Origin of the sequence: Gynuella sunshinyii YC6258 (assembly GCF_000940805.1) — a bacterium.
In the GTDB taxonomy this organism is placed as follows: domain Bacteria; phylum Pseudomonadota; class Gammaproteobacteria; order Pseudomonadales; family Natronospirillaceae; genus Gynuella; species Gynuella sunshinyii.
Genome location: NZ_CP007142.1, coordinates 5,069,764 through 5,083,526, shown reverse-complemented (window position 1 = coordinate 5,083,526; position 13,763 = coordinate 5,069,764). Strand labels below are relative to the sequence as shown.

General features: G+C 47.1%; 17 protein-coding genes. 13 read left to right on the top strand and 4 right to left on the bottom strand.

The genetic code is table 11. The features are described from left to right. Positions 1 to 887: 887 nt before the first annotated feature. From iscR to YC6258_RS21225, 11 genes are all read left to right on the top strand, one after another. Entirely contained in the window at positions 888 to 1,373 is a 486-nt protein-coding gene (gene iscR / locus YC6258_RS21275) for a Fe-S cluster assembly transcriptional regulator IscR (protein ID WP_044618700.1), read from the top strand. A 29-nt stretch (positions 1,374 to 1,402) separates the two neighbouring features. After that, entirely contained in the window at positions 1,403 to 2,572 is a 1,170-nt protein-coding gene (locus YC6258_RS21270) for an IscS subfamily cysteine desulfurase (protein ID WP_044618699.1), read from the top strand. Positions 2,573 to 2,589: 17 nt separating this feature from the next. Continuing rightward, positions 2,590 to 4,026, top strand: coding sequence for a Fe-S cluster assembly protein SufB (gene sufB / locus YC6258_RS21265; protein WP_044618698.1), 1,437 nt, complete (start codon positions 2,590 to 2,592; stop codon positions 4,024 to 4,026). Between the two features lie 23 nt (positions 4,027 to 4,049). After that, the gene (gene sufC / locus YC6258_RS21260) at positions 4,050 to 4,799 is read left to right on the top strand and encodes a Fe-S cluster assembly ATPase SufC (protein WP_044618697.1); all 750 of its coding nucleotides are present in this window, start codon (positions 4,050 to 4,052) and stop codon (positions 4,797 to 4,799) included. Between the two features lie 3 nt (positions 4,800 to 4,802). Further along, the gene (sufD, locus tag YC6258_RS21255; protein ID WP_044618696.1) at positions 4,803 to 6,128 is read left to right on the top strand and encodes a Fe-S cluster assembly protein SufD; all 1,326 of its coding nucleotides are present in this window, start codon (positions 4,803 to 4,805) and stop codon (positions 6,126 to 6,128) included. Continuing rightward, complete coding sequence (locus YC6258_RS21250) at positions 6,125 to 7,357, top strand: aminotransferase class V-fold PLP-dependent enzyme (RefSeq protein WP_044618695.1); 1,233 nt, start codon at positions 6,125 to 6,127, stop codon at positions 7,355 to 7,357. The genes sufD and YC6258_RS21250 overlap by 4 nt, the downstream gene beginning before the upstream one ends. A gap of 13 nt (positions 7,358 to 7,370) precedes the next feature. Next, on the top strand, positions 7,371 to 7,727 hold the full coding sequence (locus YC6258_RS21245; RefSeq protein ID WP_044618694.1) for a HesB/IscA family protein: 357 nt from the start codon (positions 7,371 to 7,373) through the stop codon (positions 7,725 to 7,727). A gap of 83 nt (positions 7,728 to 7,810) precedes the next feature. After that, positions 7,811 to 8,344, top strand: a complete 534-nt coding sequence (gene sufT / locus YC6258_RS21240; RefSeq protein WP_245626976.1) for a putative Fe-S cluster assembly protein SufT — start codon at positions 7,811 to 7,813, stop codon at positions 8,342 to 8,344. A 57-nt stretch (positions 8,345 to 8,401) separates the two neighbouring features. Continuing rightward, positions 8,402 to 8,818, top strand: coding sequence for a SufE family protein (locus YC6258_RS21235; protein ID WP_044618693.1), 417 nt, complete (start codon positions 8,402 to 8,404; stop codon positions 8,816 to 8,818). Between the two features lie 354 nt (positions 8,819 to 9,172). Continuing rightward, positions 9,173 to 9,613: a CBS domain-containing protein gene (locus tag YC6258_RS21230; RefSeq protein ID WP_044618692.1), complete on the top strand. Its 441-nt coding sequence runs from the start codon at positions 9,173 to 9,175 to the stop codon at positions 9,611 to 9,613. A gap of 68 nt (positions 9,614 to 9,681) precedes the next feature. Then, positions 9,682 to 10,125 (top strand): hypothetical protein, encoded by a 444-nt coding sequence (locus YC6258_RS21225; protein ID WP_044618691.1) that lies wholly within the window; start codon positions 9,682 to 9,684, stop codon positions 10,123 to 10,125. Between the two features lie 63 nt (positions 10,126 to 10,188). Here the strand turns inward: YC6258_RS21225 and YC6258_RS21220 are convergent, their stop codons facing one another. Continuing rightward, positions 10,189 to 10,401: a SlyX family protein gene (locus YC6258_RS21220; RefSeq protein WP_052830463.1), complete on the bottom strand. Its 213-nt coding sequence runs from the start codon at positions 10,399 to 10,401 to the stop codon at positions 10,189 to 10,191. Positions 10,402 to 10,576: 175 nt separating this feature from the next. Here YC6258_RS21220 and YC6258_RS31215 point away from each other — a divergent pair, with 175 nt between their 5' ends. Continuing rightward, positions 10,577 to 11,032, top strand: coding sequence for a cold-shock protein (locus YC6258_RS31215; protein ID WP_044618689.1), 456 nt, complete (start codon positions 10,577 to 10,579; stop codon positions 11,030 to 11,032). Positions 11,033 to 11,075: 43 nt separating this feature from the next. Here the strand turns inward: YC6258_RS31215 and YC6258_RS27620 are convergent, their stop codons facing one another. The 3 genes from YC6258_RS27620 to YC6258_RS21200 are packed head-to-tail and all read right to left on the bottom strand — an operon-like array spanning position 11,076 to position 12,560. Beyond that, complete coding sequence (locus YC6258_RS27620; RefSeq protein ID WP_052830462.1) at positions 11,076 to 11,474, bottom strand: hypothetical protein; 399 nt, start codon at positions 11,472 to 11,474, stop codon at positions 11,076 to 11,078. After that, entirely contained in the window at positions 11,467 to 11,748 is a 282-nt protein-coding gene (locus YC6258_RS21205; RefSeq protein WP_044618688.1) for a hypothetical protein, read from the bottom strand. The genes YC6258_RS27620 and YC6258_RS21205 overlap by 8 nt, the downstream gene beginning before the upstream one ends. Beyond that, a complete protein-coding gene (locus tag YC6258_RS21200) occupies positions 11,721 to 12,560 on the bottom strand; it encodes a putative RNA methyltransferase (RefSeq protein ID WP_044618687.1) in 840 nt (279 codons plus the stop codon). The genes YC6258_RS21205 and YC6258_RS21200 overlap by 28 nt, the downstream gene beginning before the upstream one ends. Positions 12,561 to 12,625: 65 nt before the next feature. Here YC6258_RS21200 and dapE point away from each other — a divergent pair, with 65 nt between their 5' ends. Next, positions 12,626 to 13,753, top strand: coding sequence for a succinyl-diaminopimelate desuccinylase (gene dapE, locus YC6258_RS21195; RefSeq protein WP_044618686.1), 1,128 nt, complete (start codon positions 12,626 to 12,628; stop codon positions 13,751 to 13,753). The last annotated feature ends 10 nt before the right edge of the window (positions 13,754 to 13,763 follow it).

Genomic DNA, 13,763 nt, shown 5'->3' with positions numbered 1-13,763 from the left:
CCGGTTGCCAGTGCGAAAATACCTTCCATACCCACACCGGTGATCTTGCTGTTCAGAAACCAATTGATGGTTAATGTCCATAATGGCAGTTCCACTCCTGATCCAACCGCCCAGCCCAGACCCAGATAATCGAAAAACCAATTGCCTGTGTGCAGGTAGACAAGCAGAAACAGGTAATAAGGCAAAATGACCCTTAACACCCGGCTAACGGCATATTTCAGGTTTGTGCGGAGATTACTGTTTTCTGGTGATGATAGCCGATTGAATATCAGAAAACCGACCATCGCAAAGAAAAAGTCCGTGCCCAGCCAGCCCCATCGACTGACATACGCAATCAGCTTAAAAACTATATTGTTGTCATGGTAAGGGACTACCAGGGATACATGGTAAAGGAGTAAAAAAGCGATAGAGCCGATTTTAACAAGATCAAATCCAGCGTGAGCTTTTTGGTAGTCCAGAGTGGTTGAATACAACTTTTTTGAATTTAATACAGCCATTCAAAATTCATCCGACGAACAAATCGTTATGTCAATAATGATATTGTCCCGGAATTTGGTGAGCAAGAATACTACTTAAGTCATAGTTTTTTTATTCAATTGTTAATGGAAAACATGAAAATATTTCACTGCCTGAGTGGCGATAATCCTCTCCAGCAGTTGTTCATCGATGTGATCGTTGTACTGTGAGATACCGCATTTATCAGTTCTTGGTTGCAACGATTGAAAACAATTTTACCCATGTATTTTCTATGGAGATGTATCTCCATAGCTTCTATAATCGGAATTCTTTCACGGCCTGTAACCGAGTTAAGCAGTAAGTTATAAAGTTGACTAAAACAGTCAGGAATACGATAATGCAAGCTCAGTTTTAATTGAGGCAAGGCCATTATGCGACTGACAACTAAAGGCAGATATGCAGTGACTGCCATGCTGGATCTGGCATTACACGAGAAAAGTGGCCCGATCAGTTTGGCGGATATCTCCACCCGCCAGGAAATATCACTATCTTATTTAGAACAGTTATTTGCCAAATTAAGAAGGGCCGACCTGGTTTCCAGTGTTCGCGGTCCTGGTGGTGGTTATCGCCTGGGGCGTGATGGACACCTGATCAGTGTGGCTGAGGTGGTAGATGCGGTCAATGAATCCATGGACGCCACTCGCTGTGAAGGCCAGGGAAACTGTCAGAAAGGTGAACGTTGTCTGACCCATCATTTGTGGCAGGATTTAAGTAGTCAGATCCATGAGTTCTTGTCTGGAATCTCTTTGGCTCAGTTGGTTGAACGGAGGGATATTCTGGAAATATCCCGGCGCCAGGATGAGCATCAGGGTCATCAATTGGAGTCAGATGAACCAATTGCCGTTTCCTCCAATTAATTAAAGTCATATTTGTTATTGAGTCTTTCATGAAATTACCGGTTTATCTCGACTATGCTGCCAGTACCCCTGTTGACCCAAGAGTGGCCAAGCTGATGGGGGACTGTCTGACGATGGAGGGAAACTTCGGTAACCCGGCTTCGCGGTCCCATGTATATGGCTGGCAGGCGGAAGAAGCTGTTGAAGAGGCTCGTCGTCAGGTGGCGGATCTGATCGGTGCTGAACCACGCGAAATAGTTTGGACATCCGGTGCGACCGAATCCAACAATCTGGCAATCAAAGGTGTACTGGAACAGTACGGTGAAGAGCGCGGACGTCATATCATCACTTCAGCGATAGAACACAAAGCAGTTCTGGATCCTTGTCAGTATTTGCAGTCTCGCGGGTGTGAGGTGACTTTTCTGCAACCAGACGATCAGGGGCTTATTAGCGTTGAGCAGGTTCGTCAGGCATTACGGCCAGATACAGTATTGGTCAGTCTGATGCACGTAAACAATGAAATAGGCGTCATAAACCCTGTGGCCGGGGTTGGCGAGTTGTGTCGCAGCCGCGATATTCTGTTTCATGTTGATGCCGCCCAAAGTGCCGGTAAGCTGCCTGTCAATGTACAGGCAATGCATATTGATCTGTTATCGTTATCCGCTCATAAATTCTATGGTCCCAAAGGCATGGGGGCGCTATTTGTTCGTCGCCAACCGCAAGTGAGAGTAGCGCCGTTGATCCATGGTGGTGGGCATGAACGGGGCATGCGCTCCGGGACTTTGGCAACCCATCAAATTGCAGGAATGGGAAAAGCCGCACAATTGGCACGTCAGGAACAATCGGATGAACTCGAACGTATTGCCTCGCTAAAGGATTTGTTATGGGGCAGCATCAGGGATTTACCAGGGGTCAGCCTGAACGGACATCCTGAACAGCGGTTGCCCAGCATCCTGAATGTGGCGTTTGATGGCCTGGACGGCGAAATGTTACTGATGTCGCTGAAAGATCTTGCGATATCCACTGGGTCTGCCTGCACCAGTGCAAGTCTTGAACCCAGTTATGTCTTACGGGCCATTGGTGTCGATACCCAGTTGGCTCATTCTTCTCTCAGAATTTCCCTGGGACGCTTTACTGATCGTGCCCAGGTGGAGTTTGCAATTCAACATATCCGTTCAACCGTAGAACGGATGCGCGCAGTGACTGGCCAGACTGTCTAGTCGGCGAGGATAGAAATATGTCTGAACAAATTGATCGTTATTTGGGTAAGGAATACAAAGCCGGATTCATTACCAGTGTTGAGTCCGACACTTTGCCGCCTGGGTTGAACGAAGACGTTATTCGTTTTATTTCCGCCCAAAAAGGCGAGCCGGAATGGTTGTTGGAATGGCGTCTGAACGCGTTTGCAGCCTGGCAGCAAATGGAACTGCCAGAGTGGGCACACGTATCTTATCCCAAAGTGGATTTTCAAAGTGTCTCCTATTATTCGGCTCCCAAAAGTCTGAAAGACAAACCCAAAAGTCTGGATGAAATTGATCCTGAATTATTGGCTACCTATGAAAAACTGGGTATTCCCTTGCATGAACAGGCTGCTCTGGCAGGGGTGGCGGTTGATGCGGTATTCGACTCTGTATCCGTAACCACTACCTTCCGGGCGAAGCTGGAAGAGGCCGGTGTGATCTTTATGCCCATCAGTGAGGCGGTGCATAAACACCCTGAGCTGGTCAAACAATATCTGGGCTCGGTGGTGCCGCAAAAAGACAATTTTTATGCGGCTCTCAACTGTGCGGTATTCAGTGATGGCTCGTTTGTGTATATCCCCAAAGGGGTTCGTTGTCCGATGGAGCTAAGCACTTATTTTCGTATTAACGAAGCCAAAACGGGCCAGTTCGAGCGTACCCTGATCATTGCCGATGAAGGTAGTTATGTCAGCTACCTGGAAGGTTGTACCGCTCCAATGCGTGATGAAAACCAACTGCATGCCGCGGTTGTGGAACTGGTGGCTCTGGATAACGCTGAGATCAAATATTCAACCGTACAGAACTGGTATCCCGGCAACGAAGAAGGCAAGGGTGGTATCTATAACTTTGTGACCAAGCGTGGTATCGCTCATACCAATGCCAAGATATCCTGGACTCAGGTCGAGACTGGATCTGCTGTGACCTGGAAATATCCCAGCTGTATATTGAAAGGTGACAACAGTGTCGGTGAGTTTTACTCAGTGGCGCTGACCAACAATTATCAGCAGGCCGATACCGGCACCAAGATGATTCACCTCGGCAAGAACACCCGTTCCACTATTATTTCCAAGGGGATTTCGGCCGGTAAAAGCCAGAATGCCTATCGTGGGCTGGTACGTATGAACCCCGGAGCCGAGGGAGCCCGAAATTACACTCAGTGTGATTCACTGTTGATCGGTGATCGTTGTGGTGCTCATACCTTCCCATATATTGAGAGTAAAAACCCCAGCGCAGTGGTCGAGCACGAAGCGACAACCTCAAAAGTCAGTGATGATCAGCTGTTTCTGTGTCGTCAACGTGGCATTGATGTTGAGAAAGCCGTGTCCATGATCGTTAATGGATTCTGCAAAGAAGTGTTCAAAGAGTTGCCCATGGAGTTTGCGGTAGAGGCCGGCAAACTTCTGGAAGTCAGTCTCGAAGGCTCTGTTGGTTAGAAAAAGAGAGGAAAACAAATTTAATGCTGTCCATCAAAAATCTGTCTGCTCGTGTTGAAGACAAGCAAATCCTTAACGGACTGAATCTGGAAGTGAAGGCCGGAGAGGTTCACGCAATCATGGGTCCCAATGGTGCCGGTAAGAGCACATTGGGTTATGTATTGTCCGGTCGTGACGGTTATGAGGTTACCGAAGGCACTATTGAGTTGGATGGACAGTCTATCCTGGACCTCGAAGCAGAAGAGCGCGCCCGTGCTGGCCTGTTTCTGGCGTTTCAATATCCGGTAGAGATTCCCGGCGTCAGTAATCTGGAGTTCCTTAAGGCGTCGGTTGATGCTCACCGCGAAGCTCGTGGTCAGGACCCTCTGGATGCCGTCTCATTTATGAAGCAGGCGAGAGAAAAGTGCAAGCTGGTTGATCTTGATCAGAATTTTCTGAAACGTGGTGTGAATGAAGGTTTTTCCGGCGGTGAAAAGAAACGTAATGAATTGATGCAGATGATGCTGCTGGAGCCCAAGCTGGCGATTCTGGATGAAACAGATTCCGGGCTGGATATCGATGCCCTGCAGGTGGTTGCCGATGGTGTCAATTCTCAGCGTTCCCCCGATCGTGCCTTTATCGTGGTAACCCATTATCAGCGCTTGTTGGATTTCATTGTTCCGGATTATGTGCATGTGCTGGCAAAGGGCCGTATCGTGAAGTCGGGTGGAAAAGAGCTGGCCCTTGAATTGGAAGAGAAGGGTTACGGCTGGATAGAACAAGAGGTGTCCTGATCGATGTCTGTTATTGAAAGGACCATTGAGTTAAGTGAAGGCATCAACCGACTGCCCTGGTTGGATCAGCATCGTCAGCAGGCTAGATCGGTCATGGCAACGATGGTCATGCCGGCGCGTAAAACCGAGCACTGGCTGAACACACCGGTTACACGGGTACTGAACACACTGACAGAAGACAATACCTACGACCGACCGGAATCTGCTGATATCCAATCAAGTTATCATATAAATGATCTTGACGCGGATACGCTGGTATTTGTGGATGGGGAGTTTCGTTCAGAACTGTCGGATACTGTAGCAATTGAAGGTGTACATCTAACGGCTTTCAGCAACGCAGATGAGCATCAGCGCGTATTGATTGCAGAGCAGCTGAACAGTGTTTTTTCTCAGGTACAGAGCCCGCTCAACCATATCTTCGCCTTTCAGAACAGCAGTTTGATGAAGGATGGTGCGTTGTTGCAGGTCAGTAAAAATGTTTGTTTGCCGCGGCCATTAAGAGTAGTGCATGTATCCACACAAGGCAGTCGTGCAGACCTGCCGGCTCACCGTTTATTGTGTGTGCTGGAGTCCGGTGCGCAAGCCAGTCTGATTGAGCAGTTTGTGACCCTCGGTCAGGGAGAGGCAGCATTTGGTAGTCATCTGACTGAGATCGTGCTGGCCGATAATGCCCAGTTAAAACATTACCGTCTGAGTCTGGAAACCGGCGCGGCGGTAGCGATTGCCGGAGTTCATGTCTCGTTACAGCGTTCAGCGGTTTATGATGCTTTTAATATCGGCCTTGGTGGTTTATGCAAGCGGACGGACATTCATGTGACCCACCTTGGTGAAGGTGCACAGTGCGTGTTGAAAGGCGTTTACCTGCCGCGTGAAAAACAACATATCGATTACCATACCTGTATTGAGCACGCTGTTCCGCACTGCACAACCGACGAAGTCTTTCGCGGTATCATGGCGGACGAGTCGAAGGCAGTATTCAATGGCCGGATTCACATTCATCCCGATGCACAAAAGACCCTGGCCGAGCTAAGCAACAAAAATCTGTTGTTGAGTCCCAAGGCTGAAATCTATACCAAGCCGGAACTGGAAATTTATGCTGATGATGTGCGCTGTGCCCACGGTGCCACGGTCAGTCAGATCGATGACAAGGCTTTGTACTATATGCAAAGCCGTGGAATTTCCCGCAAAGAAGCTGAAGTCATGTTGAGCTTTGGTTTCATCAATGAGCTGATCGAACAGATTGAGATAGAAGCCCTGGTAAATTTGCTTAAACCACTGTTGGTGGGCGTATTTGTTAAAGACAGTGAACTGAAAAGGCACATACTATGACCCGGAAACGCATGTTTAATGTTGACGAGGTTCGCGCCGATTTCCCGATTCTGGAACAACAGGTCAACGGCCAGCCACTGGTGTATCTCGATAATGCCGCTACCACGCAGAAACCGAACCAGGTCATTGATGCTCTGAGTGATTACTATCGCTGTGATAATGCCAATGTCCATCGTGGCGCGCATACTCTGAGTGATCGGTCGACCCACAAGTTTGAAGCCGCACGTGAAAAAGTCCGGGATTTTATCCGTGCTGCTCACAGCCACGAGATTATCTGGACCAAAGGTACAACTGAGTCCATCAATCTGGTGGCATACTGTTACGGCTCCATGGTGTTGGAGGAAGGTGATACGGTTCTGGTCAGCGCCATGGAACATCACTCCAATATCGTACCCTGGCAACTGGTTGCGGCCCGTAAAAACGCCCAGGTGCTGCCAATACCGGTCTCCGATAAAGGAGAGATGGCAATTGAAACGCTTGAAACCATGTTGCAGCAACATTCCGTTAAGATGGTAGCTATTGCCCATGTCTCTAATGCACTAGGGACAATCAATCCGATCCGTGAGGTTATTGATCTGGCCCATCGTCATGGTGCCAAAGTTTTGGTGGATGGTGCTCAGGGAATCAGTCACTGGCCGGTGGATGTGCAGAAGCTTGATGTCGATTTCTATGCCTTTTCCGGTCATAAGATGTTTGCACCGACTGGTATCGGCGTGCTTTACGGTAAAGAGGAACTGTTAAATGCCATGCCGCCATTTCTGGGTGGTGGTGAAATGATTGAAACAGTCAGCTTCGCTGGTACGACTTTTAATCAGTTGCCCTTTAAGTTTGAGGCAGGTACCCCCAATATTGCCGATGTGATTGGTTTGGGTGCGGCGATTGACTATCTTGAACAGTTTGATCGGCAGCAGCTGATTGATCATGAGCTTGATATTCTGAACTATGCTTTTAAGCGGGCGGAAGAGTGTCAGGGAATCAATGTGGTTGGGCAGGCACAGCATCGCGCGGGAGTGCTGAGTTTCAATCTCCAGGGTGCTCATCCATCGGATGTTGGCATGCTACTGGATCAACAGGGTGTGGCGGTTAGAACAGGACATCATTGTGCGCAACCGATCATGGCACAGCTGGGTATTCCTGGAACAGTGCGGGCGTCGTTCAGTATTTATAACCATCGTCAGGATATCGATCGGTTGTTTGCTGCTCTGGAAAAAGTAAAGCAGTTTTTATAGGCGGGAGAACATCATGAGTGTCGAATCATATATTCCTGGCAAAGATACTATATCCGTGACTCAGGCGGCGCAGCGGCATTTTATGAAGCAGCTGGCCGGCCAGCACGCACGGGCGGTAAGGATTAGCGTAAAAGAGAGCGGCTGTACCGGTTACGTATATGTCATGGACCTGGTGAATGAGCCAGGCAGCGAAGACATGGTGTTGGAGCTGGAACAGGGATTAAAGATTTTTGTCGATTCAAAAGCATTGCCGGTTATTCGCGGTACTGAGATTGATTTTGGGTTGGATGGCGTGAATCAGGTGGTTAAATTTAACAACCCCAATGCCAAGGATTTTTGTGGTTGTGGTGAAAGTTTCAGTATTAACTAAAACGATAACGGCTTTTTATTCATGCGGAGACCATCGTGTTTGGTGGACGGTTTCTGGTGTGGACAGCGAATGAGGTGATTCCCTTGGAACGAAAAATGGTTGCAACCCTGCGTGATGTACCCGCCCGGATTGTTCCGGCAGGTACGCCGATTACCATTCCGGAAGGTAGCTTTATCACCATTACCCAATCTCTGGGTGGTAATTACACCGTGACCGTTAATGGGAATATGGCTCGCATTGATGGTACAGATACGGATGCACTTGGATTTGAAAAGCAGGAGCTGGTCTTTACCGGAAATGACGGTGAGGATATACAGGAAGCTCAGGTCTGGCAGGCTCTGGAAACAATTTTCGATCCTGAAATTCCTGTCAATGTTGTCAGTCTTGGATTGATTTACAGTGTCGTGGTTGATCAGCAAAACAAGACTGTTGATATCAAAATGACCTTAACCGCACCTGGCTGTGGTATGGGGCCGGTGTTGGTTGGAGATATTGAATACCGGGTTGCGAAAGTGCCGAATGTTAAAACCGTCAATGTGGACCTGGTCTTCGATCCTGCGTGGCATCGGGATATGATGTCTGATGAAGCGAAACTGGAAACCGGCATGTTTTATTGATTGCTGAGTCGTCAGATTTTGTGAAAACTGATCCCTTCCATTCTGATAGAGAAATATATGAACCCATTTGGAACTGAAATTACCACTGATGATATCGTCGAAACTCTGAGTTTTTTTGATAGCTGGGAGGAGCGTTATAAATACATCATTGATCTTGGTAAACAGATTCCTACGCTACCTGATGAGCTCAAAACTGAAGACCGTCTGGTCAAGGGATGTCAAAGTCAGGTGTGGATCGAAAGTCAGAAGCAGGATGGCAGACTTTTCTTTGATGCGGACAGCGATGCGCATATTGTAAAAGGGCTGCTGGGTGTGGTTTTGGCTGCGTTTAATGGCAAGACGCCCGAGCAGGTGCTGGTGTTTGATATTGAGAAATATTTTTCTGATCTTGATTTGCTCAGACATCTGAGCCCCACCCGTGGAAACGGACTACGTGCCATGGTCAAGCGTATCCAGGCATTTGCAGCTGCCTGAAATCAGGCCCGGACATGAATGATATACAGGGAGGTGATGTTCGTCCATGGCTGGCAGGTGACCCCGCTTTTTAAATCCTATTCCCTTGCATGAAACAGTCTGTTGCGTATTACCGATTAGTCTAATTGATTTTTTCCTGCCATATATTTTTACCCCTGTAGTTATTTGTTCTTGCCAGTATTTTTTTGAAATACGGCCAAATATCCCGTACTGAAGCATGAGGTTTCTGTGTAAGAAAAAACTGGCAATTTCTTGACCCCTCCGGTATTCAAGTGTAAACCTTAATACGTTGGGCTGAGCGGTTTTAAAACAGCCATACAAGAATAATAATCCCACCGAAATCGAGGGTGTCCCATGACAATTAAATCTATCAGTGCCAGTGAATATCTCACCAAAAGCCCCGTGACCCTGTCTGAAGAAACAGACCTGTTTGAAGCCATACATGTGCTGCTTGAAAAAAAATTAACTGGTTTAACCATTGTGAACGCCAATAATGAAGTGGTGGGAGTATTGTCTGAGCTGGATTGTCTGAAGGCAATTCTCGATGGTAGTTATTATGGTGAAGTGGGTGGAAAGGTCCGACAGTTCATGACCCAACAAGTACAGACTTTGGAAAATGTCGACAAAATGGATGTGCTTGAAGTGGCCAGAATCATGATAGATGGTAAACGCCGTCGTATACCGGTGGTTGAAAATGGCCAATTCAAGGGGCAGGTCAGTTGTCGGAGTATTCTTCAGGCGGTCAAGGACTTTGTCGGTACTCACGATGCCTCAGAAAACTGTATTTATGAGTAGGAACTTGAGACTTGCGGATTTCCTGCTAGTTTTCTTAGGTAGCCATATGACTGTCAGGAAATAAACATATGCTGAAGTTTGGACTACTGCCCAGCCCGGAAATGAAACCTTTGATCGATGCCCTGCTTGAGCAGGATGTCGATGTTTATCTGCATGGCTATTTGAAAGACAAGTCCATGCCATTTGTCGATATTGGCTGGAATACGTCTGCCCGGTTGAATGAAGTGGGGTTACCCTCAGGTTGGACTTTGATTTATGCTTTTTTTATTTCATCTGAAGCCGTGGCCCAGAATCAGTCTGATCCATTGATGGGTAATGTTTCTATTCATGAAATTCTGCAGAATTATCAGCCAAAGCATCTTTCGGCCGCTCAGTTCAAGGAAAACATGCAGGGATTGATTGATCAGGCGGAATATCTAATGGGATTTCCGCCGTCAAGGTTAGTGTGGTTACAACATGAAATGCCTGGTAGCGAGGATATTCGACAACTCATTGCCCATATTGTGGATTAGCATTCTTAACTACAGATGGGCCCAATAAACTTTTGTTAGGCAGGTTATCGATCAGCCATAGCCTTAATAATGAGGAGGCGGCGTACTTTCGGTTTCAATGTTGTTATCCAGATCCAGCTGTTTGAATTTTTTGGACAATAGTGTGACTGCGGATTTCAAATATTTGATCTCTTCCGCCTGACTGATAACGGTTTCATTAAGCGTTTCTATCATTTGTTCCTGGAATGCGATTTTTACTTCCAGCTCTTCCAGTCGGTTATTCAGGCTTTCTTCCACAATTTATCCCTTTGGCAAGTGTCAAAGAATTTGGCATTATGTTGTTCTCCTCAAATAGTTTTATCAAGTTTTGCATAGAACAGGCTTGGCATACTGCCAGTTTATTAGTATCGAGGAGACAAATGTTACAACAAAAACAGGTTGATATTCGTATTAAGAAGGTAGAATAACGGCTATGAATTTAAAAATATTTAATATTCGTCTGATCCTGAGTTTAATTATCGCGCTAGCTGCCCCTTTTATTTTTCTTGCTGTGGCTAAGCTTAGTATGGAGAGTACAGGTTTATATGAGTTTATTGCCTCACTTTCCGGAACCAGCAAGGTTACCATGTATGCGATTGGAGTAATCGCTACTGCTATTACCATTTTATTCGGTTTATATATTGATGCCGCTCTTAATGATTCTGAGGTCATTGATGACCGTGAAGAAGGAGTGGTGAAATGGTTTAATGTCAGTAAGGGGTTTGGATTCGTCACTCGTGAAAATGGTGATGATGTATTTGTTCATTTTCGCTCTATTCGCGGACGTGGACATCGTTCTCTGCAGGAAGGCCAAAGAGTCAAGTTTGGTCTGGTGGAAAGTTCAAAAGGCCTTCAGGCTGAAGATGTCAGTGTTATCCGGCATCAGTAATACTTTTTAGTGTTCGTTAAAAATGGCTCTTCGGAGCCATTTTTTATGTTCGCCACTGTATTTCCTGACGTTCTTTGGTTGTCAGTTTTATCCAGTTGTCGTTTGTTTCCGTATCTTGCTCATCTTCAGTCCAGCTGTTTTTCGCAAAACGTACTTCCAGCTGGAGTTTTGTCACAATATCTCTGGCCAACATTTCATCATCGTCCCAGGGGCTGTAACTGCTGTCTATCCACAAAGATGCAAACTTACCTATGGCCTTTTCCACCAGAACAATTGGCAGGGTGTGATGTTTATATTCAGCCTGATAATTATAACTGGCTGGTTTGCCTTTTTTTTCCTTCAATAAGACCAGGGATGGAAACTGTCTGGCAAGCCATTCCTGGATGACCGCAATGTCCGGACAAAGAATATATACCTCAAGGTCCGGGAGACGTTTATTCATGCTTATTTTCACCTGCTTGATCTGGTTTTTTTAATATTTTCACCATAATAATGGTCAGATAATTTTTGAGCCAGAAAACGCTTCCCGTAAGGCAGATAACCAGTCCTGCCAAGGCGATGAGTTCCTGTCGTATCGAGGGTATCATGTAATGGTTGGACGCAAATATGACCAGATATCCGAGCACAAATATCAATCCTCCCTGAATCAGGCCACTAAATAGGTTGAATGGTTGATCGATTTTTTTATCTAGCCAGCGCTGGAGACGAGTTCCCATACCTGTACCCGAAAGTGCCCGGTCATCAATTTACCCGTTAATTCTGTAATCGCTTCTTTTTTTTCCGGTTTCACCCGCCAGTTGTGGGGAGTCATGGCCAGCAGGTCATACAGTTCCTGATCATTTTCGGGTATCCACTCAAACTTAATTTCCTTGTCGTAGGCAAGTTCGAATTGCGGAGCTAACTGCGTGGATGGATCAAAATGGTTGAAATTGACCTGTTCGTACAACAGTTCTCTAAGTGGAAGCAAATGATCAGAACCCGCTCCGGCGATTATCAGACTGCCTTCCGGTTTTAGTATTCGTATCAGTTCCTGAGGTTCGAGTTGTGCAAACAAAATCAGTGCGGCATCCATGGACTGATCCATAAAGGGGGTTCGGGCGCTACTGGCGACATACCAGTCGATTTGCCTGCTGCGTTTACAAGCAGCCATCACCGCATGTTTGGAAATATCGAGTCCAAATGCTTTGGCGAAATCAAGGTGTTCATTCAATCGCTGTGTGTACCAGCCTTCTCCACAGCCAAGGTCGACCCAGCTTTGAACGTCGGGCCAGAATTTATCGGCACAGTGAATGACAGCTTCAATTAAAGGTTGATAGCGTTGAAGATCCAGAAATCGTGTTCTGGCGGTAACCATTTCCTTGTCATCACCCGGTGAGCGGGAACGCTTGTGGTTGGACATCAACAGATTGACGTAGCCTTGCTTGGCTCTGTCAAAAGTATGAGGGGCGGCACACGCCAGTCCGAAATCAGTGTTGTCCAGTGGTTGTGAGCAGACCGGGCATTTTAAAACGGGTTGTGTTTTATCCATTCGAACTTACGGTTAGATTCAGGCTCAGTTATTATACGCAGCCTTTTGCGCTGGATTCGAGTCTTATGAGTAAAACAATTGAGCTGACCAAGGAATTAATCAGCCGCCAGTCGGTTACACCGGAAGATTGTGGTTGTCAGGCGATTATGGCGGAGCATCTGTCCCAGGCTGGTTTTATCAATGAAACCCTGCAAATTGAAGAAGTTACTAATCTGTGGTCGCTGCGTGGGCAGGGGTCGCCTTTGTTTGTATTTGCCGGCCATACTGATGTTGTCCCGGTAGGTGATGTCAGTAAATGGAACTCTCATCCGTTTGACCCTGTTGTTGACGGCGATGTGCTGACCGGGCGTGGTGCTGCGGATATGAAGGGCAGCCTGGCTGCCATGGTTGTCGCAGTAGAACGGTTTGTGGCAAAGCACCCGGAACATAAGGGCACAATTGCTTTTCTGATTACCTCAGACGAAGAGGGTGATGCTCATCATGGTACTAAGGCAGTCATGGATATCCTCTCGGACAGGGGGATAAAAATTGATTGGGCTCTGGTCGGCGAGCCATCCAGCACTGAGCGTGTTGGTGACGTGATTAAAAATGGTCGTCGCGGCTCCATGCTTGGACGTCTGGTGATTCATGGTATCCAGGGACATGTGGCGTATCCGCACCTGGCCAAGAATCCCGTTCATATGGTCGCACCGGTACTGGCAGAACTCAGTACCGAGGTATGGGATGAAGGTAACGACTATTTCCCGGCAACCAGCTTTCAAGTATCCAATTTTAATTCCGGTACTGGTGCCAGCAATGTGATTCCGGGAACCGCTGAGGTTCAGTTCAGCTTTCGTTTTTCAACAGAAGTGACTCCGGAGCAATTGCAGAGCCGGGTCAGGGATATTCTTGATCGTCATGCATTGGAATACGAACTGACGTTTGATCTCAAAGGCGAACCGTTTTTAACGGATAAGGGAGCCTTGGTAGCAGCGGCTGTTCAGGCGATCAAACAGGTTAATGGTGAGGAGCCGGTGCTGTCCACGGCCGGGGGTACTTCAGATGGCCGGTTTATTGCGCCAACCGGGGCTCAGGTGCTGGAATTAGGGCCGGTTAATCGCACGATTCATCAGATCAATGAATGTGTCAGTGTGAGGGATCTTGATTTGCTCACAGATATGTACGAGCAGATTCTAATCAATCTGCTCGCTTAGGAGGAAAAAT

What these genes read in the sequence shown, in the direction of transcription:
- YC6258_RS21245 (WP_044618694.1), top strand. Translation starts at nt 7,371, where the DNA reads ATGAGTGTCGAATCATATATTCCTGGCAAAGATACTATATCCGTGACT.
- YC6258_RS21250 (WP_044618695.1), top strand. Translation starts at nt 6,125, where the DNA reads ATGACCCGGAAACGCATGTTTAATGTTGACGAGGTTCGCGCCGATTTC.
- dapE (WP_044618686.1), top strand. Translation starts at nt 12,626, where the DNA reads ATGAGTAAAACAATTGAGCTGACCAAGGAATTAATCAGCCGCCAGTCG.
- YC6258_RS21225 (WP_044618691.1), top strand. Translation starts at nt 9,682, where the DNA reads ATGCTGAAGTTTGGACTACTGCCCAGCCCGGAAATGAAACCTTTGATC.
- YC6258_RS21230 (WP_044618692.1), top strand. Translation starts at nt 9,173, where the DNA reads ATGACAATTAAATCTATCAGTGCCAGTGAATATCTCACCAAAAGCCCC.
- iscR (WP_044618700.1), top strand. Translation starts at nt 888, where the DNA reads ATGCGACTGACAACTAAAGGCAGATATGCAGTGACTGCCATGCTGGAT.
- YC6258_RS21200 (WP_044618687.1), bottom strand. Translation starts at nt 12,560, where the DNA reads ATGGATAAAACACAACCCGTTTTAAAATGCCCGGTCTGCTCACAACCA.
- sufB (WP_044618698.1), top strand. Translation starts at nt 2,590, where the DNA reads ATGTCTGAACAAATTGATCGTTATTTGGGTAAGGAATACAAAGCCGGA.
- YC6258_RS21235 (WP_044618693.1), top strand. Translation starts at nt 8,402, where the DNA reads ATGAACCCATTTGGAACTGAAATTACCACTGATGATATCGTCGAAACT.
- YC6258_RS21205 (WP_044618688.1), bottom strand. Translation starts at nt 11,748, where the DNA reads ATGGGAACTCGTCTCCAGCGCTGGCTAGATAAAAAAATCGATCAACCA.
- YC6258_RS27620 (WP_052830462.1), bottom strand. Translation starts at nt 11,474, where the DNA reads ATGAATAAACGTCTCCCGGACCTTGAGGTATATATTCTTTGTCCGGAC.
- YC6258_RS31215 (WP_044618689.1), top strand. Translation starts at nt 10,577, where the DNA reads ATGAATTTAAAAATATTTAATATTCGTCTGATCCTGAGTTTAATTATC.
- sufC (WP_044618697.1), top strand. Translation starts at nt 4,050, where the DNA reads ATGCTGTCCATCAAAAATCTGTCTGCTCGTGTTGAAGACAAGCAAATC.
- sufD (WP_044618696.1), top strand. Translation starts at nt 4,803, where the DNA reads ATGTCTGTTATTGAAAGGACCATTGAGTTAAGTGAAGGCATCAACCGA.
- YC6258_RS21270 (WP_044618699.1), top strand. Translation starts at nt 1,403, where the DNA reads ATGAAATTACCGGTTTATCTCGACTATGCTGCCAGTACCCCTGTTGAC.